Here is an 18,268-nt window from a genome sequence, read left to right on the forward strand (position 1 = left end):
AGCCCCTTGAAGGCCTGAGCACCCTACCCGTGCCACCAGCACGGTCACGCAACAGGCATAGTAGGGGGCGGCTCTGCCAGTCCAGGCAGCAGAGGCATCAGAGGCGACCGAGGACGGGGGACGGATCTTCACAGGTCCCCCACGGCTCCGCACGGGGAGAGAGCGGACACAGATGGCATCACGGCGGGACGAACTCAACGCCTACACCTTCGCGAAGCGCCGTACGCTCGCATCCTTCCTCCAGCCGTCTCCGACGGGTTCCGAGGAAGGCGCGCCCAAGCCGCTGCGCGCGCTCATGCCCGGTGTCATCGTCGGCGTGGTGATCCTCGCGGTGTTCGGCGGCATCGGCATGTTCAGCCCGACAGCGCCCAAGGGCTGGAACACACCCGAAGAACACGTCATCGTCGCGAGCAAGTCGACCACCCGGTACGTGGTGCTGAAGACGGGCAGCCAGACGCAGCTGCACCCCGTGCTCAACATGGCCTCGGCCAAGCTGCTCCTGGACCCGAGCAAGGCCGACGTCATCACCGTCGACGAGAAGGTGCTCGACAGCGGCAAGCCGCCGCACGGCGCCACCATCGGCATCCCCTACGCCCCCGACCGCCTGCCGTCCGCCGACGAGGCCGAGGCCGCCAAGCGCTGGGCGGTCTGCGAGCGTCCCGGTGAGGGCGGCCGGGCGATCCAGAAGGCCGCGTTCGTCCTCGCCGAGAAGGAGTTCGCCAGGACGGAGGGCCGCGACAAGCTCTCCGGCGGCGACCTGATGTACGTCGTCGGCCCGGACGGGAAGACCCCGTACGTGGTCGACGCCCAGGGCACCGCCTACCCCCTGGCCGACCCCGCCGACACCGAACTGCTCAAGGCCCTCGACACCCAGGGCCGCGCCCCGCAGCGGGTGTCTCAGGAGTGGCTCGCCACGCTCCACGAGGGCGACGCGGTCTCCATCCCGACCATCGACGGCACTCCGGGCGCGCGGGCGAACGTCTCCGGCCTCCCCGAGCAGTACGACAAGATCGGCGAGGTCATCAAGGCCGCCAACGGCTCGCGGATGCAGTACTACGTGGTGCTGGAGGGCCGGGTGGCCGAGATCTCCGAGTTCGTCGCCACCCTGCTCCTCAACAGCGGCGACCTCGTCCCCGTCGGCCAGGCCGGCGAGGCGCAGCAGGTCAGCCCCGGCGCGGTCGTCGAGAGCACGCCGTTCGAGAAGACGGCGGGCAAGACCTGGCCGGCGTTCAAGCCCAAGATGGTCAACGACGGCAGCAGTGCCACCTCCGGCCGCAACACCGTCTGCAACGTCCTGCTCTCGGTCGGCACGACCGGCGAGGCGAAGGGCACGACGACGCTGTCCACCTGGGTGGGCACCGACTTCCCCGCACAGCTGCCCACCGGCTCCTCCAGCGCGTACGTCACGGCCGGCTCCGGCCAGCTCTACCGCCAGTTCCAGGGCACGGAGACCGGGGCGGGAGGCGTCTTCCTGGTCACCGACACGGGCCTGCGCTACGCCCTGCAGTCCAACAGCGACAGCGCCACCGACGACGAGGGCATCGGCACCTCGGCCAAGCAGCGCGAGGAAGAGCTGCAGGAGGCCAAGATCGCCCAGACCCGCCTCGGTTACGAGAAGGTGGCCCCCGCGCCGGTCCCCGCGGCCTGGTCGACGTTCCTGCCGACGGGCCCCCGTCTGTCGGAGTCGGCGGCACGTCAGCCGCAGGGCTCGTAGACGCCGGGTGGAGGAGGACGAAGCCATGCGGAACCCGCTGAACTCGGGAGTGGTGGGAGTGCAGGGAGTGCCCGGTGCGCCGGGACCGGGAATGGCGGTACGGGGAATGGCGGGACCGGCAGCGGTGGGAGTGCCGGGGAGGACGCGTCGTGGGGCGCGGGGAGCGGCGAGAACGGCCGCCCTGGCCGCCACGACGGCCCTGATCGCGACCACCGCGGTCCTGGCCCTGCCCGCGACCCCGGCCGTGGCGGCAGACCAGTGCACGTTCCCGTCGAAGAACTACCCGGGCCGCCCCTGGGCGCTGCAACGCGTCAACCTGGACGAGCTGTGGGCGCAGTCCACGGGCAAGAACGTCCAGGTGGCGGTGATCGACACCGGGGTGGACGTCAAGAACCCGCAGCTCACGCGGGCGGTCGACGCCTCCAAGGGAGAGAACCTGCTCCCGGCGAAGAACTCCGAGGGCGAGAAGATCGACCGCGGCAACAGCCAGGGCACCACCGACACGGTCGGCCACGGCACTCGCGTGGCCGGCATCATCGCGGCCCGCCCCCTGAAGGGCACCGGCTTCGTCGGCCTGGCACCGGACGCCACGATCATCCCGATCAAGCAGAACGACGCCGAGGGCAACGGGACCGCCGCCACCCTCGCGCGGGCGATCCGTGACGCGGTCGCCGCGGGCGCCGATGTCATCAACATCTCCCAGGACACGGCCAACGCGGTGAGGCCGGCCCAGGCCCTGGAGGACGCCGTCACCTACGCCCTGGACCAGGACGTCGTGGTCGTCGCATCGGCGGGCAACGACGGCCTGGGCGGCAACGTCAAGATCACGTACCCGGCGTCGTACGAGGGCGTCCTCGCCGTGGCGGCCTCCGACCGCAACAACGAACGCGCCTCCTTCTCCCAGTCGGGAGAATTCGTCGGAGTCGCGGCCCCGGGCGTCGACATGATCTCCACAGTCCCCGGCGGCGGCCACTGCTCCGACAACGGTACGAGCTTCTCGGCACCGTACGTGGCGGGCGTGGCCGCCCTCCTGAAGTCCAAGTACCCCGAGTGGTCGGCCCAGGAGATCGTCGCCCAGATCGAGCAGACCGCGGAACGCTCCATCCCCGGCCACGACCGCCTGGTCGGCTGGGGCGTCATCGACCCCGTCAAGGCCCTGACGGACGTGGACCCGAAGAACCCCGTCCAGTCACCCGCACCGGAGAACGGCGTGACCAAGGGCGAGGCCCCGTCGATCACCCCCCTCCACTTCGGCGAATCAGCAGACGAACGCAACACCCGCCTGGCGACGTACGTCGTGGTCGGCGGCCTGGCCCTGGTAGCGGGCCTGAGCGGCACAGCGGTGGCGATACGGGACGCACGACGCAGGCGGGGCGGGCAGCTGGGGAACGGCGCGTGGATGCGCTGACGGGTCGACGTATGGAACGTGGCCCTGTCGGCTGTACGCCCTCGGACTGCTCGCGGTTCGGCCTGACGGCTTTCCGCACAGCGGGATGATCAGTCGTCGCCTACCGAAGTCAGTCGACATGTTCATTCGGATGCTTAGCCGGCCGGATCGTGGCGGTCCTTCCTCACTGGCATGCATTGGAACGCTCGACAGCCTGAGTGTATGCAGTAATCGCCTTTTTCATGGTTTCCGAGCTGTCTACGCCCTTACCATAGACCTGAATGGCAGTGAAGAGATTCTGGTCAGGATGGTCACGGCTGACACACGAGTCAGTCCGTCCTACTCCGCCGGTGCCAGTGTAAAGGTAAGGCCTTTCACCATTCTCTGGCTGCACCGACTCCAGTTGCGGGTGAGCATCGGCCACATCGATTATGTTGTCTTCCTTCTCCCACCATTCTTGGCTTGCGATAAGTGCTGCCTTGCCGTCGATGTTCAACTGGCATCGCTTCCTGCTGGGGACAGGATTTTTCTCCTCGATTTCGATCTCCTCTCCCGCGGGAAGGAGTTTTGCGACCAACTCCGGATCCACCTGGATACCACAAAGGGTCTCAGGTGGGTCGTATTCCTTCGCACCGTCCGCCCCGGAACAGCCGACGAGCGTGCCCAGTGCGCCAAGCAGCAATGATGCTGTAACTCGTCGATTAGTCATCTCAACAGGCCTCTCATTCGGTTTCGGTCCGGATGGCCGGATCCGGCGGGGCTTTTCTGGTGAGGGCCCCGATTTTGGGTAGCTGGACACCGTGACTCACCGGTCGGTCACCAGCTCTGCCCCGACACGGTCCATCCACTCGCCCGCGTCCAGGAAGCCCCTGGACGACTCAGTCTCCGCCCAGGTGCCCACATCGCTTGGGTGCTCCAAGCCGTGGGCTCTGGCAGCCTCCGACGCTGCCCTTCGGGTGTACTTCATGTTGTTGTCCTGGCCGTTTTCCCAGTCCTCGCCGATCTTGGGGCCTGCCGCATCCTTGGCACTGCCTTCCGCGTCCTTGAATAGCTCTTCGAGGACCACGCTGGTCGCGGTGCCCGCAGCACCGCCTACCCCTGCTCCGACAACAGGCGATGCAACAAATGACGTACCGACGCCGACTCCGGTGCCAACGGTGCCCGAAATAACATTCTTCAACTGAGATACCGCGTGATCATATTCCTTATCCTTGAGGTCACTGGGTCCCGCAACAGCTTCATTTCGCCCCATTGCCAGTGTGCCCGAAACTTCGCCCGAATGTCGTGCGATATTCCGAATAGTGAGCTCGAGATCGTGATGCGGGCGACATCCTTCGGGCAAGTCGGGGTTCAGATGGTATTCCATCAGATAGCACATGTATTTTTTCTGGCCAACCTCAACCGCCGAGTACCCCTCGGGATTCTGTCCCACGGCGAAGAGGAAGCGTGAAACGTCGCGATGGTTCATTTCGGCGGAAGATTCGGCGACCGGATAGAGATTCTGGATACGCTCCCAGGATTCCCTGGCGTCCTCATCATTGTTATCCGGATGTGGGTCAACGTCTGATGCTGCCCGGTCGATGTCGGGAAGGTACTCGGCGGCGATCTGTCCAATACTGTCCGACATGAAGGTGTTATCTGTCAGGCGGGTAGTGTCCTCGGAGATGGAGGACACGAGGCTTTCGAAAAGCTTGGTTTGCCCTTCATTGTGGGCAGGGGTATCCATCGTGGGGCGTTCGCCAGCAGGATGCCCAGTGACGGCAGCTTCGAGCGCCAGAGCCAGGTTGTTCTTCCCGGTATGGAGATCGTCGCCCTTGGAGTCCGTCTCCTGAGGCCAGTCCCGCTCCTCGAACAGGTACTGGAAGTTGGACAGCTCCTTCTTGGCCTTGTACTCGTCCTCGTCGTCGGAGTCCCACTCGAAAGGATTGTCCGGGTCGTCCTTCGATACGTACCGCTGATTGAAGAAATCAGTCGCTGCGTCAGGGCTGTTCGACAAACCCTTCAAGTAGCCCGTGAGCGGATCGGACCCGCTGTCCTCCCCGATGCGGTTCAGCCACGCACTACCGCCCGTGCGCTGCCAGACCCCGTTCCCATGGGCCCCGTTGCCGGTGAGCTTGCGCTCTGTCTCCATGAGCCTGGTGCCGTAGTCCTTGAGGAACCGGTCGTCGTAGTCACCGGTTCGCATCAGGTTGCTCATGACCTGGAAGCCCATCGGGCCGCCGCTGTTGCCATAGATCGGCTTGTCACCGATGTCGATCATCTGGCGCTTCCACCCGCCCATCGCGGCGGAGTCGCTCTGCGTGGCATGGGCCAGTGTCAGGCCGAGGTTGCGCTGGAGATCGTCGAACTGGTCGAGGCACGCGTGCGCGAGTTCGTGGTTCCCTCTACCGGGATCGCTGATACCGGTCCAGAACTCGAGCGTCTTCTCCGGCCCGAGAACAGTGGCGAACCGTTCGGCGAAAAGTTCGTCGTTCGCGTACTCCTTGAGCCCGGTGTTGAGCCTCTTGAAGTCGGCTACCGTCAGACCCTCGGGGTCCTTCCTCACGAGCTTCGCCAGCTCGTCTGCCTTCTTGACCGCGGCAGCCGCAGAATCCCGGTCCGCGTAGTCGGCATCTGAGAAGCCCAGTTTGCTTTGATCGGCGATGGACTGAAGGACGGACTTGGCCGAGTTGTCGCTCTCGGAGGCCTGGTCCAGAATCCGCTGAAGTTCGTCACGGAGCGCGGTGATGTCGCCCTTGTTGTCCGTGTCGGCGTCGGCGCGGCCCTCTGGAGGGAGGTCCGTGGTGACGGTGAATCCGCCCTCGTACGCGATCACCTTGAGGTTCTTCTTCCGTCCACCGTCGATGGCGTCAACCAGTCGACGGTGATGGCCCTTCAGCTCGGTGCGGGTGTCACTGAGGATGCTGTGAATGGTCTTGGCCTGAGTGTGGGCATCACTGAACTCGCCGGCCGTCTTGCCGATGAACTCCTTGGACACCTGGGCGTTGAGTCCGGCCCAGTCGGCCTTGTCGGCGGCTTGATGCAGCCCTTCCTCGGCGTCTTTCTTGAGGCCTTCGAGGTGGTTCACCAGCGTTGACCAGTCGGTCACCGCATCGTCGAGCAGTGTGAAATTGGCGTGGAGAAGTGTATCGAGCCGCATCGGGTTCCGTCCTTGGAGCGGGGGGTGGTGGCCGGGGGCGACGCGTGGCGCCCATGTAGGTACCGGGCAGTGCGGCGAAGCGACGCGGCACTGCGTCCGGGGGCCACTACTCCTTCTTCTTGCTCTCGGCCTGGTCGTAGACGGGATTCTTCTCGCCGGGATTCCCGACTCGTTCGTCGAAACCGGCGTCGAGTGCGTCGATGCTGCTCATCTGCCGTCGAATGAAGTCGTCGTCGCCGCCGTGCACCTTCTTGGTGACGTGCATGTGGTTCGAGATGTGCGCGATCGCATCCATCAACGACTTGAGCTGCTCCTCCCACCGGGTCGACACATGCCGGAGGCCGGCGCCGAGGGCGAAGCCCTGCTTCGAGAGATCACCGGCCGCGGAGTCACTGCTCGGAACGGCGACGCGCGCCTTGTCCCACAGTTCGTTGTAGAGCGTGTGCGCCGTCTTGCCGATCTTGCTCAAATCGCCCTGGCCGACCTTGAGCACGCCGTACTCCCTCGGCGCCACGGGAGACCCGGACGTACCGCCACCGCCGTCGAGTTGGTTCAGCTGCATATGCGTCGACTGCCGCTCGGCCGCCTGCGCCTTGAGCTGCTCCCACTCTTCCCATGTCATGGGTCCGACCCACTCCCCGTGTGCTCGGCTCTCGTCTCGCGATCCGAGCACACATTGCCATTCAGATGCCGCCATACCCGATCAAGCTAGCGACGTCCCGGGTGTGCCTGTGCGGTCCAGGGAGATGCCGGTCAAGGCCTGTGTGGATGGTGACTGGTGAGGGTTCGAAGGAGATACGTACAAGTCCCAGTGGGGCGGAGGCCCGGACGCAGCGACCAGCCGTGTCCATTCGGCCGACTCCTGCTGTTCGGAACCAGTCACAACTCCTCCGTGCGGTCACCCGATTGAGTCACTCGCTCTCTGCGCGCTCGTTTGACGCATGCGTCGTTGATCCCCCGACCCCAGCCCTCGGTGTCCCCTCGTTGACGGCTAGCGGTGGCGTCTCGCGTATCGCACAGGAGTCACTCCAAGGGGCCGAGCAACCCAATGGGAGTGTGGAAGTTCGATGAAGATCGCGAGCGCTGCGGGACTGCTTGATCCCAGTTGCGTCGATGCGGGAGCGGAGCCATGGCGTGCGGGTGACATGTGGATCCCTTCGCAGCGAACCGGCAAGTCGGGCATAGAGGGCAAGCTCGGATGGCTTCGTAACCGACTTACTACACACCTCTGTTGGTCTCGTTGTGCAGGTTGACTACAGTGGTAAAAGCGTTGTCAGGCGCGGCTCGCTTTGCGATCGTACGGCGAGTGGTTGGTCGGCCTTGATCTTGTCGAGGTCGATGGATGTACGGGGAAACGGGGAGGAGCGTCGTGCTTCCGGCAGACATGGTGGGGGGCGTGTCGGCTACCAGGGCGGCGAACCTGGAGGCCAGTGATGAGGCGCTGAAGGCGTTCGTGGACCGGGTGGACGCGGTCCTCCGCGACCTTGAGTCATCGGCCGGCAATCCTACGAAGGTGGGTGCCCAGACGATCAAGGCCACGTCGTTGAGTTCGGGTCAGGAGGGCGTGTTCCCGGAGGCGACTGGCCTGTACGCGCAGTACCAGCGAGTCCACCGGGAGCTCACGTCGCTCTCTAAGAGCCTGCATCTGCAGATTGAGGCGATCGGTATCGCGGTTCAGGGTGCGCGGCACGGCTTCAACAACCTCGAAGAGGAGCAGCGCCGACGGTTCTGGGAGATCCAGACGGAAGTCACGAAGATCCAAGGCGCGAAGGACGGCAAGCAGCGTGCTGGCAACGACGACACCGCGGTGATGTGACCATGACCGAGAAGCAGCACGAGGCGGACTTCGACCGCGTCGAAAGGCAGAACGGCGTCACGGACGTCGTTCGAGGCATTGAGGAACGACCGCCTGGCGGATTCCTCAACCGCATGATCCGATCGGCAGTCGTGGCCACGCCTTACGGGCGTACTGTCGCGGACCGGACAGACTTCGAGAAGAGCGACCTCGACCTCAACGCTCTGGTTGACCTCGTCGAGCAGACGAACCCTGAAGATCTCGAATCGTCGGGCAAGGCATTGTGGGACGCGCGCGACGCCATCAAAGCAGCAGCCGATGAGCTGTCCGGCCACATCGGCACCGTGCCTTGGGTTGGAGAGTCGGGTGACTCCTTCCGGACGTGGGGAACCGCACTCGTCGAGAACACGAACTACTTGAGTGAGTTCGCCGGAGCCGCGGGGGACCAGATCACGGCTGCCGCCATGGGTCTTGCGTCCGTGCGTGGTTCCATGCCGTCCCGTGACACGGACCCGAACCGGAAGCGCCCCGAGCAGTTCAGCGAGGCTGAGAAAGCCGCGAACAAAGACGAGTACGCGGCTGCTGTGCGGGTTGAGAAGGACCGCCAAGAGGCGATCAACCAGATGAACCGGTTGGCGTCCTACTACGCGGTGTCTGAAGAGATGCTGTCGGCCCTGCCTGACAAGAAGAAAACGCCGACGTTCGAGGCCATGCCTGACGTTGGAGTTCCTCAGCCCGTAGCGTCGAATTGGAAGGACTCTTCAAACTCTGCTACGGGCTCGCAGGGGGGCATCACGGGAACGGCCTCTCCCTCGGGTCACCACGCAACGGCGACGGGCGAAGTCGCCAGGGACGTCGCGAGTGACACACCGCGGCCGGTCAAGGATGTCACCGACAAGATCATGTACCCGGATGACACCGTTGGCACGAACATCGACAGCGTCGGAACGCTGCCCCCGCCCACGGCCAGTCCGGTGACCGGGCAGAATCCGCCGGTCTTGGGTACGTCTACCACAGGTGGCGGCCAGACTGGCATGTTCGACGGCCGCCTGGGGACCCCGCTTCCCAATGGCAGGCAGGGCCGGAGCGCAAGCGGAGTGGTCGGTCGTACCCCTGCGTCCACTCAGGGCCGCGCTGGTACGCCCGGTTTGACGAATTCCGGTTCCGGGCGATCTGCGGGACAGGGACCCATCAACCAGATGGGGCGCGCCACGTCGACCGGTCAGGTGCCGGCCAAGGGCACTGCTTCCGCATCCAAGTCGTTCCCGATGGGCCAGGGCATCAGCGGCGGTACGCCCCGGGCCGACGGCACGGCCACGCCACGGGCGAGCGGTGGGCCCACCACTGGCGCCGGTCGGTCGAACGGAGTCGTCGGGGGACGGCCCGCGACTACCGGTAGTGCCGTGGGGAGTGGTGGGTCGAGGGTGCCCCGTGGCACGGTCGTCGGTGGCGAGGCAGTAGCCAACTCCCGGTCCGCGACTGGTCGCCCCAGTCAGCGCGGCGTCTTTGGCGGACCCGAGTCGACCACGCGGTCCGGTCCGAGCGGGACAACCTCGCGTGCCGGTGCGGGAACGCCACAGGCTGTCACGGGCAGGCCCTCTGCACGCAATTCTCTTGCGGGTGCCGAGCGCAACGGTATGACGCGTGGTGGCGCGGGTCTCGTGCGTGGTCCTGGCCCCGTCGGGAAGCCCGGTGAAGAGGAAACGGCGCGGGGATCTACGCGCCCCGACTACCTGGTCGAAGACGAAGAGACTCACCTTCCCAACAACCCGCGGCGTGATGTGCCGCCGGTCGTCAACTGAGCGCGAGCGAGGACACCGAACACGATGAAGTCAGGGATCAGCCGACGAGCCGAGCGGGCTATGTTCCCCAGAACGCGCTGCGGTAGACGAGTGCACGCTGTCGGCGTGGTCGTCGGCGCCCTGGCGGCTACGACTGTCGGGTTCGCCCCTAACGCCGCTGCCTACGACGCACAGTCGGACCAGTGGTACCTGGAGCCCATGCAGGCCGAAAAGATGTGGAAGGTCAGCACGGGGGAGGGTGTCAAGGTCGCTGTCATCGACAGCGGTGTGAATGCGAGTACCCCTTCCTTGAAGGGGCAAGTCCTGACCGACGAGGTCCCCAAGTCGGTCGCGTACAAAGTCACGGACGACTACAGCGGACACGGCACCACTATGGCCGAACTGATTGCTGGCACGGGAGCAGGGGGCGGCCTGCGAGGCCTCGCGCCAGGAGCGAAGATCGTCCCGTATCGCATTGAGTTGGAGAATCTGAAGGGCGGCGCGGAAGAGAAGCAGAAGACGCCCGAGGCCAGAGATGCGATCAGAGCGGCAGCCGACAGCGATGTGAAGATCATCAACATGTCGTTCGGGTCGGCGGGGCCGAGTTCCAAGGAGAAGGAGGCTATCGAGTACGCCGCTTCGAAAGGCAAGCTGTTGATTGCTTCCGTTGGCAACGATGGCCGAGACAAGGGGACGATCGGTTACCCAGCCGGGTTCCCCTACGTACTTGGTGTTTCGGCGACGGACGAAACCGGCAAGGTGTCGGAGTTCTCCTCGTCGGGGAACTATGTGGATGTTGCGGCTCCAGGGCAAGATTTCCCCGGGTGGTGTGACCCGAACTTCCGTTCCTACTGCGGCGACAGGAACGGCACGAGTTCGGCCGCCGCGATCGCATCAGCCTCTGCGGCCCTGATCTGGTCCGTCCACCCTGACTGGACGGTCAACCAGGTCACTCGCGCCCTGATCGACACGGCTGGCCGTACCTGGGCGAAGGACAAGCCCAGTAAGTACGTGGGATACGGGTTCGTCCGTCCACGGATGGTACTCAGCGATCCCAACTATGACGCCGGTCCCGCGAATGTCGACCCACTGGCCAAGGACAACGGTGGAGACCTGCTGGCCAACTCCGCGTCGTCCGCCTCGTCCTCGGCTTCCTCGTCGCCCACTCCTTCCGCATCAACCGTGTCACAGGCCCCAGGAAAGGGTTCCACCGGCGGTACTTCGGCCGCAGGGTCAAGCGCGGATGCGTCCAACGACGGCAACACGCTCTGGATGGCTCTGGGAGCAGCTGGCGCGGTCATCGTGCTCGGTGGTGGTGGCGCAGCCCTCATGCGGGCCCGTCGCGCCAGGTGACGTCGCCAGCCGTCAAGAGTCAATAGCCCTGCGTTGTTCGGATAGGGCGCGCACTCCGTCTTACCGCTGTGAAGCCTGCGAAATAAGACCCCAGCGGTGAGCCGAATCAACCGGATAAACAACAGACACAGGAAAGGCAGGGCTGACCATGGCAAGTGGAAAGCAGAAGCTTGAAGATGCCGCAGTAGTCCAGCTGCAGAAGCAGATGTACGAGAAGTACGAGGGCATCCGTAAGCGGGTGCACAACCTTCAGGGCGTTATCGACGGCCTTGAGGGTCAGTGGCAGGGTATCGGTCGTGCCGCGTTCGACAAGAAGCAGGCCGAGATCAATCAGTCGCTGCAGAACATCGGCACCATTCTCGGGGACGTCATCGAGGCGATGACGTCGACGCGCAACATCAAGGACAGCAAGGAGGACGAGGTTCGCGCGGCGGTCAACAAGATCGACATCCAGGACGGCGCTCCCACCGTGCAGCCGTCCTCCCTCAGTTCCTACTGAGCCGAGCCGGCGCACGGACTCCGCCGGGCAGCCGGCACCCACCACGCACACCCAGCGAGACGAGGTAAACAGGCATGGCCAACAACGCTGATGGGCTGCAAGTCACTTATGACGGGCTCGACTTCGCGGCGACGAAGATCGGTAACGAGGCGAGTCAGCTCGAGCAGGACCTGCAGGAGCTCAAGAAGCTGGTCGTGAGCAGCCTTCAGTACTGGGAGGGTGAGGCTCAGAACACCTTCAACGAGAAGCTGTCCCGTTGGGACAAGGAAGCCAACGACATCCACCAGGCGCTGACCGGCATCGGTCACGTGGTCGCGACGTCGGGTGGTACGTACATGCAGGGTGACAAGAAGGCGGCCAGCTACTTCCAGTAGGCCGAGCGGCACGAAGCAATTCCGGGGTGGGCGCGCGCGGGAGGCGCCCACCCCGCTGCCGTGCGCTTCCCCGTCACGCTCGCGGTGAGCGGCGGCCCCCCGCCCGAGCGAACGCTTCGGGCGCTCTCAGGCGGCCGCCCAAGCCGAAACCTTCACCGTGAGGAACGGGCGGAAGCCGACCCCTCCGGGCTTCCCCCTCGTCCGCTGAACCACCCCGCGCCCTCGCCCCACTTTCCGCGCCCCGAACGCACTCAAAGCACCGAGGCCGTGCCCCCCGAAGCAGACACGGCCCCACCCCACACGTCAGCACACGTCACACGTTCGTGTCCTCCGCCAACCCCACCTGAACCAACGGCTTCCCCCGCTTGCGCGACACGAACACGCCCCGCCCCGCGGGCATCGGGCGCGGGCGTACGCCGCCCAGGACCTCGCCCTCGGCCGGGTCGCCCGTGAGGACCACGCCCTGGGCGCCGAGTTCCTTGATGCGCTGCATGAAGGACTCGTAGCCGGCGCGGCCCGCGCCCGCGGTGGAGCGGGCGATGATGAAGCGGACGCCGACGTCACGGGCGAACGGGAGGAGATCCGTCAGGCCCGCCAGCGGGTTGCCGCTCGACGTGGACACCAGGTCGTAGTCGTCGACGATCACGTACACCGTGGGGCCGCGCCACCAGCTGCGGTCGCGCAGCTGCTGGGCCGTGACCTCCGCGGTGGGCGTGCGGCGCTGCATCAGGTCGGCCAGTGCGTCCATGTGGTGCTGCATCTGGTTCGACATGGGGATGTACTCGGCCAGGTGCGAGGGCGGCGTGACGCCCAGCAGCGAGCGTCGGTTGTCCACCACGAACAGCTTGCAGTCGTTGCCGTCGTACCGCTCGGTGAGGCGCTTGATGAGCAGCTTCAGCAGGTTCGACTTGCCGGACTCGCTCTCGCCGAAGACGAGGAAGAACGGGTCCTGGTCGAAGTCCACGTACACCGGCTCGAGGTTGTTCTCGTCGAGGGCGAAGGAGACGCCCCGGTTCGGGAAACGGTCGCCCGGGGGCAGCTGGGCCGCCGGGAACTCCCTGGGCAGCAAGCGCACTTCGGGGGCGCCGGGCTGCTGCCAGTGACGGGCGACCTCGGCCGTGAGGGCCTGCGTCGCCTCCGCCAGGTCCGTGTCGGAGGACAGGCCGTCGATGCGCGGGACCGCCGCCATGAAGTGCTGCTTCTGCGGTGTCTGACCGCGTCCCGGGACGCCGGTGGGCACGTTGGCGGCGACCTTGCGGTCGAACTCGGAGTCCATCGGGTCGCCGAGCCGCAGCTCCAGGCGGTTCATCAGGTGGTCCTTGAGGTTCGCGCGGACCTCCATGGAGCGTGAGGCGGACAGGATCAGGTGGATGCCGTAACCGAGGCCGCGCGCCGCGATGTCGAGGACCAGGGTTTCCAACGCCTCGTAGTCCTGACGGAAGTTGCCCCAGCCGTCGATCACCAGGAAGACGTCACCCCAGGGCTGGTCGGTCACCGAGATGTCGCCCCGCGCGCGGCGGGTGCGGAACTCGGCGATCGAGGAGATGCCGGCCGTACGGAAGTACTCCTCGCGGCGGGTCAGGACGCCGTACACCTCGGCCGTGGTACGCCGCACCTTCTCGGGGTCGAGGCGTGAGGCCACCCCGCCCACATGCGGCAGGCCGGCCACCGCCGACAGGCTGCCACCGCCGAAGTCCAGCCCGTAGAACTGCACTTCGTGCGGGGTGTGGGTGAGGGCGAAGGACGCGATGATCGAGCGCAGCAGCGTCGACTTGCCGGACTGCGGGCCGCCGAGGACCTGCATGTGACCGGCGGCGCCGCCGAAGTCGGCCCACAGCGGATCGCGCCGCTGCTCGTACGGCTTGTCGACGAGGCCCACCGGAATGACGAGCCGGCCCGCGCCCTCGTAGCCGGGCTGGGTCATGCCGCGGCCGGGCACCGGAGCCAGTCCGGGCAGCAGCGAGTCGAGCGACGGCGGGCTGTCCAGCGGGGGCAGCCACACCTGGTGGGCGGCCGGGCCCTGCGCCTCCAGGCGCCGCACGATCACGTCCAGCACGGTGTCGGCGAGCGCGTCGTCCTGCTGCGCGTCGGGCTCCGCCTGCCGCTGCTGCGGGATCGGGGCGTACTGCACCGGGACCTCGGCCGCGGTGAAGAGCACCGGCCTGCGGTCGACCGGGAGCGGCCCGCCGGGCACGACGGCCTGCTGGGAACCCGTGCGGTACACGCCGGAGACGTACGCCGCCTTGAAGCGCACCATCTCCTCCGTGCCGAACTTCAGCAGGCCGGAGCCCGGGACGTTCGGCAGTTCGTAGGCGTCCGGGACGCCGATCGCGGCGCGTGACTCGGCCGCCGAGAACGTCCGCAGACCGATCCGGTACGACAGGTAGGTCTCCAGGCCCCGCAGGCGGCCCTCCTCCAGGCGCTGCGAGGCGAGCAGCAGGTGCACACCCAGCGAACGTCCGATGCGCCCGATCTGCACGAACATCTCGATGAAGTCGGGCTTCGCGGTGAGCAGTTCGCTGAACTCGTCGATCACCAGGATCAGCGACGGGATCGGCTGCAAGGGGGCGCCCGCCGCGCGGGCCTTCTCGTAGTCGTGGATGTTGGCGTAGTTGCCCGCGTCGCGGAGCATCTCCTGGCGGCGGTTGAGCTCACCGCGGATGGAGTCACCCATGCGGTCGACCAGCGTCAGGTCGTCCGCGAGGTTGGTGATCACGGCCGCCACGTGCGGCATCTGGGCCATGCCGGCGAAGGTCGCGCCGCCCTTGAAGTCCGCGAGGACGAAGTTCAGCGTTTCGGAGGAGTGCGTCACCGCCAGGCCGAGGACCAGCGTGCGCAGCAGCTCCGACTTGCCGGAACCGGTCGCGCCGACGCACAGGCCGTGCGGGCCCATGCCCTCCTGCGCCGCCTCCTTGAGGTCGAGCATCACGGGCCGGCCGTCCTCGCCGAGACCGATCGGCACCCGCAGGCGCTCCGACTGCGAGCGCGGCCGCCAGGTCCGCCTCGGGTCGACCGAGGCCGCGTCGCCCAGGTTCAGCAGATCGGTGAACTCCAGGTTGGCGAGCAGCGGTTCGTCGTCCTCGCCGCCCGATCCCATGCGCAGCGGCGCCAGTTGTCGGGCGAGCGCCTCGGCGGCCTCGTACGACAGGACGTCCGGTGTGCCCTCGTAGACCATGCCGTGCGCCGATTCCAGGCGCAGTTCCTTCGGGTGCACGATGACCGCGAGGTCGCCGCGGCCGAGGTTGAGGTCTCCGGGTACCACTTCGAGGACGGTCACGCCCTGGAGGCCCTCGGGGCTGGCGAGCAGGGAGGTGGGCGGCAGGGAGACACCGTCGAGCACGACCACCAGATGCGGCTGCTCGGGGACCGGCGGAGCGGCGGGGTGGAAACGGGGGCGGCCCTGGAGGAAGGGGTCGAGCCGGTCCTCCAGTTGCAGGGGGTCGGTCGCGATCAGACGCATGCTGCCGGCGCCGTCCGTGAGCCCCCGGGTCTGCAAGTGCGGCAGCCACTTCGCCCACTCCCACTCGGGCGCCGATTCCCGCCCGGTGGCGACCGCGATGACCATGTCCTCGGGAGAGTGCAGCGAGGCGAGGCAGGCCGCCACGGCACGGGCGGTGCCGCGTACGGTGCCCGGCTCGCCGCTGATCGTCACGTGGTAGAAGGCGCGCAGCGAGACCGCCATCGGCAGGTCCTCGAGGGAGCTGTGCGTGGCCAGGAAGCGCTGCATGGCACCGGCGGTCAGCGGCTCCAGGTCGTCGACCGGGGCGGTCTGCGGCGGTACCAGGGGAGTGGCCAGAGCCTGTGGACCGAGGCCCACGCGCACCTGCCCGAAGTCCTCGTCGCCGGTGCGCCGCTCCCACACCCGGCTGCCCTCGGCGACCAGGGCCCACAGTTGCTCCGGTGAAGGGTGCAGGTAGTACTGGGCGTCGCGCTGGGCCTGGGCGGTGCGCAGCGCCTGGCGCCGGGTCTGCGACAGATAGCGCAGGTAGTCGCGGCGGATGTCCGCCAGTTGGCCCTGGTTGCCGCGGCGGTAGCGGACCAGCATGGCGATGCCCATCGCGACCGTGGAGGCCACCATCACCATACCCATGATCTTCATGAAGGGCTGGGCCTGCGGATTGAAGAAGAACACCACGGAACCACCCATGCCGAGCATGGGCAGGAGCTGCATCAGAGCGCCCTCCTGCTGCCCGCGCGGAAGTTCCGGCGGAGCCTGGAGCATCACCTCGTCCGTGGGCACTTCCTTCGGCAGTGCTCGCGGTGGGCGCTTGACGACGATGTGGCTCACTACGCACCAATTCCCTTGCCGGACCGAGTTGTTTCGTCCGCCGCCCCGTGTCGGGCGGACGTCGATCGCGCAGCGTGATCCTACTGACAACCACGGACACCGGCGGGCGGTAGGGTGCCCGTGAGACGTGTGAGCAGTTGCGAATCGTTCCGGGAAAAACGGGCAATCCGCAACGGTTCGAACCAGGCGTCTCTCCGCAATTCCCGGGCGGAACGGCACGGTTGCCCGGTTGCGAGAGCGGCGCGGCACAACCTACACAGGATTCTTACGGGCGGGTGTGTGCGGCGGCACCGCGAGCCGCCCCACCACCGACGAGGGGGAACAGCAGGTGAGCATGACGGCCTCCGCGCCGGCCGGCGCGACCGGCGGACCGGGCACCGGAGCCCCTTCGGGGGCGGGTACGGGCCTCGGCTTCAGCCGGGTCACCATCGTGGCGCCCGACAGCCGCATCGACGTGGCGCTGCCCGACGACGTACCGGTCGCCGACCTGTACCCGGAGATCCTGCGGCTGTCCCAGCAGAGCCCCGCCGAGGGCGCCCCCGTCGGATACCACCTCGTACGCCGCGACGGCACCGTCCTCGACAGCTCGCGGTCCTTCGCCGCGCAGCGCATCCTCGACGGCGAACTGCTCACCCTGCGCCCGTTCGCGGAGTCGCTGCCGCCCGCCGTCATCGACGACGTATCCGAGGCCGTGGCCGCCGCCGTCACCCGAGACCGCACCCTGTGGAACGGCGACCTGACACGTATCGCCGGCCTCGTCGCGGGCGGAATCCTGCCCGCGCTGCTGGCGTTCGTGGCCTGGAGTTCCGAGATCCGCCACGACATGCACAGCCTCCAGGGCATCGTCGCGGGCGTCACCGGGCTCCTGCTCGTCACCATCGCGTGTGTACGCGCACGCGTGTACGACGACCGGGGCTCCGCGATCGCCCTCGGCCTGGGCGCGCTGCCGAACGTCGCCGTGGCCGGCTCCGGGCTGCTGCCGTTCTCCGAGGGCCAGGGCATCGGGCGGCTGCAGTTCCTGCTCGCCTGCACGGCGGTGCTGGTCGCCGCCGTCGTCCTCACCCTGGTGTCGCCGCGTGGCGACGGCCCCTTCGTGGCCTTCGTCTTCGCCTCCATGATCGGCCTGGTCACCACCTTCATCGCGATCCTCACGGACCTGCGGCCCATCGAGACGGCCGCCGTCTGCGCGCCGCTGTCCGTCGTCGCGCTCGCCTTCCTGCCGGGCCTGTCCATGCGGTTCGCGCGGCTGCCCATCGGCTTCGAACCGCCCAACCCCTCGCGCGGCGGCTACGACTCCGGGGAAGCCGCCGTGCAGGAGCCCATCGACGTCGAGCGCATCGCGGCCCAGACCCGTCGCGGCCACGAACTCCTCGTCGGTCTCGTCGGCGGCTGTGCCCTCGTCTCCGTGGGCGCGTCGATCGTCCTCGGCTTCTCCGACAACGTGTGGGCCGAGCTGCTCGCCCTCGCCACCGGTGTGGCGATGCTGATGCGCGCCCACCTCTTCCGCTACACCGCCCAGGTCGGCGCCACACTGGCCGCGGGCCTCGCCGCCCTCGTCTTCCTCGGTCTCGGGCTCGCCCTCAACCCGCCCCAGGACTATCTGCGCGACGCCGTCCTCGGGGACACCACCGCGCTCGACATCCGCAGTGTCTGGCTCGCGGCGGCCATCGCCGCGGCCGCCGCCCTGGTCACCGCGATCGGCCTGGTCACCCCGCGGCGCGGTGTCACGCCCTTCTGGGGACGCTTCCTGGAGATCGCCGAGAGCTTCGTCCTGCTCACGCTGATCCCGCTGGCCCTGGCGGTCTTCGACGTCTACGCGAAGGCGCGGGCAATGACCAGCTGAGGAACGTGCGTGCCGCCCGGGCGCGGACAACGCCGGCTGCGGAGACGCGGACGACGCGGACACGGACGACGACCAGCCGGCGCCCGGACCGGCAG

The 18,268-nt window shown here is 67.1% G+C and carries 12 protein-coding genes; 8 read left to right on the forward strand and 4 right to left on the reverse strand.

All coding sequences use genetic code 11. The annotated features are described in order from the left end of the window. Nucleotides 1-172: 172 nt before the first annotated feature. A complete protein-coding gene (gene eccB, locus QQS16_RS29415; RefSeq protein ID WP_286065070.1) occupies nucleotides 173-1,714 on the forward strand; it encodes a type VII secretion protein EccB in 1,542 nt (513 codons plus the stop codon). A gap of 106 nt (nucleotides 1,715-1,820) precedes the next feature. Continuing rightward, a complete protein-coding gene (mycP, locus tag QQS16_RS29420) occupies nucleotides 1,821-3,122 on the forward strand; it encodes a type VII secretion-associated serine protease mycosin (protein ID WP_286066494.1) in 1,302 nt (433 codons plus the stop codon). Between the two features lie 163 nt (nucleotides 3,123-3,285). Here mycP and QQS16_RS29425 read toward each other — a convergent pair whose 3' ends face one another. The 3 genes from QQS16_RS29425 to QQS16_RS29435 all read right to left on the reverse strand — a co-directional run bounded on the left by QQS16_RS29425 (nucleotide 3,286) and on the right by QQS16_RS29435 (nucleotide 6,862). After that, nucleotides 3,286-3,810: a hypothetical protein gene (locus tag QQS16_RS29425; RefSeq protein ID WP_286065071.1), complete on the reverse strand. Its 525-nt coding sequence runs from the start codon at nucleotides 3,808-3,810 to the stop codon at nucleotides 3,286-3,288. A gap of 96 nt (nucleotides 3,811-3,906) precedes the next feature. Then, a complete protein-coding gene (locus QQS16_RS29430) occupies nucleotides 3,907-6,240 on the reverse strand; it encodes a DUF6571 family protein (protein ID WP_286065072.1) in 2,334 nt (777 codons plus the stop codon). A gap of 106 nt (nucleotides 6,241-6,346) precedes the next feature. Continuing rightward, nucleotides 6,347-6,862 carry a hypothetical protein gene (locus QQS16_RS29435; RefSeq protein ID WP_286065073.1) on the reverse strand — a complete coding sequence of 172 codons (516 nt, stop codon included), beginning with the start codon at nucleotides 6,860-6,862 and terminating at the stop codon, nucleotides 6,347-6,349. Between the two features lie 747 nt (nucleotides 6,863-7,609). Between QQS16_RS29435 and QQS16_RS29440 the strand changes: the two genes are divergently transcribed. The 5 genes from QQS16_RS29440 to QQS16_RS29460 all read left to right on the forward strand — a co-directional run bounded on the left by QQS16_RS29440 (nucleotide 7,610) and on the right by QQS16_RS29460 (nucleotide 12,042). Next, nucleotides 7,610-8,056, forward strand: a complete 447-nt coding sequence (locus QQS16_RS29440) for a DUF2563 family protein (RefSeq protein WP_286065074.1) — start codon at nucleotides 7,610-7,612, stop codon at nucleotides 8,054-8,056. A gap of 2 nt (nucleotides 8,057-8,058) precedes the next feature. After that, nucleotides 8,059-9,837, forward strand: coding sequence for a hypothetical protein (locus QQS16_RS29445; RefSeq protein WP_286065075.1), 1,779 nt, complete (start codon nucleotides 8,059-8,061; stop codon nucleotides 9,835-9,837). A gap of 90 nt (nucleotides 9,838-9,927) precedes the next feature. Continuing rightward, a complete protein-coding gene (locus QQS16_RS29450) occupies nucleotides 9,928-11,169 on the forward strand; it encodes a S8 family serine peptidase (RefSeq protein WP_502963857.1) in 1,242 nt (413 codons plus the stop codon). A 148-nt stretch (nucleotides 11,170-11,317) separates the two neighbouring features. Next, nucleotides 11,318-11,668 (forward strand): WXG100 family type VII secretion target, encoded by a 351-nt coding sequence (locus tag QQS16_RS29455; RefSeq protein ID WP_286065077.1) that lies wholly within the window; start codon nucleotides 11,318-11,320, stop codon nucleotides 11,666-11,668. Nucleotides 11,669-11,742: 74 nt separating this feature from the next. After that, nucleotides 11,743-12,042, forward strand: a complete 300-nt coding sequence (locus tag QQS16_RS29460; RefSeq protein WP_286065078.1) for a WXG100 family type VII secretion target — start codon at nucleotides 11,743-11,745, stop codon at nucleotides 12,040-12,042. Nucleotides 12,043-12,355: 313 nt separating this feature from the next. On the opposite strand, the gene eccCa is transcribed toward QQS16_RS29460, so the two are convergent. Next, nucleotides 12,356-16,330: a type VII secretion protein EccCa gene (eccCa, locus tag QQS16_RS29465; protein WP_286065079.1), complete on the reverse strand. Its 3,975-nt coding sequence runs from the start codon at nucleotides 16,328-16,330 to the stop codon at nucleotides 12,356-12,358. A gap of 334 nt (nucleotides 16,331-16,664) precedes the next feature. On the opposite strand from eccCa, the gene eccD reads away from it, so the two are divergent. Continuing rightward, nucleotides 16,665-18,173, forward strand: a complete 1,509-nt coding sequence (gene eccD, locus QQS16_RS29470; protein WP_286066495.1) for a type VII secretion integral membrane protein EccD — start codon at nucleotides 16,665-16,667, stop codon at nucleotides 18,171-18,173. Nucleotides 18,174-18,268: the final 95 nt, after the last annotated feature.

The organism is Streptomyces sp. ALI-76-A, assembly GCF_030287445.1.
In the GTDB taxonomy this organism is placed as follows: domain Bacteria; phylum Actinomycetota; class Actinomycetes; order Streptomycetales; family Streptomycetaceae; genus Streptomyces.

Excerpts from the sequence above, each read along its gene's own strand:
- QQS16_RS29460 (WP_286065078.1), top strand. The coding sequence starts at position 11,743 with ATGGCCAACAACGCTGATGGGCTGCAAGTCACTTATGACGGGCTCGAC.
- eccD (WP_286066495.1), top strand. The coding sequence starts at position 16,665 with ATGACGGCCTCCGCGCCGGCCGGCGCGACCGGCGGACCGGGCACCGGA.
- QQS16_RS29445 (WP_286065075.1), top strand. The coding sequence starts at position 8,059 with ATGACCGAGAAGCAGCACGAGGCGGACTTCGACCGCGTCGAAAGGCAG.
- QQS16_RS29435 (WP_286065073.1), bottom strand. The coding sequence starts at position 6,862 with ATGACATGGGAAGAGTGGGAGCAGCTCAAGGCGCAGGCGGCCGAGCGG.
- mycP (WP_286066494.1), top strand. The coding sequence starts at position 1,821 with ATGGCGGGACCGGCAGCGGTGGGAGTGCCGGGGAGGACGCGTCGTGGG.
- QQS16_RS29455 (WP_286065077.1), top strand. The coding sequence starts at position 11,318 with ATGGCAAGTGGAAAGCAGAAGCTTGAAGATGCCGCAGTAGTCCAGCTG.
- eccB (WP_286065070.1), top strand. The coding sequence starts at position 173 with ATGGCATCACGGCGGGACGAACTCAACGCCTACACCTTCGCGAAGCGC.
- QQS16_RS29430 (WP_286065072.1), bottom strand. The coding sequence starts at position 6,240 with ATGCGGCTCGATACACTTCTCCACGCCAATTTCACACTGCTCGACGAT.
- QQS16_RS29425 (WP_286065071.1), bottom strand. The coding sequence starts at position 3,810 with ATGACTAATCGACGAGTTACAGCATCATTGCTGCTTGGCGCACTGGGC.